The sequence below is a fragment of the Alkalihalophilus lindianensis genome (assembly GCF_032843265.1).
GTDB classification, from domain to species: Bacteria; Bacillota; Bacilli; order Bacillales; family Bacillaceae_D; genus Alkalihalophilus; species Alkalihalophilus lindianensis.
The window spans coordinates 1-265 of the sequence record NZ_JAWJBA010000442.1 but is presented as its reverse complement, the minus strand read 5'-3'; the positions used below and the strand labels follow the sequence as shown (position 1 = coordinate 265).

At 47.5% G+C, this 265-nt stretch carries 1 pseudogene; it reads left to right on the top strand.

The window, feature by feature from the left end:
* Positions 1–265 (top strand): annotated as a pseudogene (locus RYX56_RS22955) (5-methyltetrahydropteroyltriglutamate--homocysteine S-methyltransferase); the annotation flags it as partial.

Genomic DNA, 265 nt, shown 5'->3' with positions numbered 1-265 from the left:
ACTTGTGGATACGATTATCGACTGTGTCCCGAAAGACCGATTATGGCTGCAGCCCTCGTCCAGCTTACTGCATGTACCTGTAACAATCCGTCATGAAGACCAGCTGAATCCGATTGTGAAAGAGGCACTGGCCTTTGCTGATGAAAAATTAGCGGAAGTTCAATGCCTCGTCGAAAGCATTAGTCACGGGCAAGTGGAGCATTTTGCCGAAAGTACAACAGCCCTCGAACGATTGAATCAATCGCAGGAAAGAAATCGACGAGAA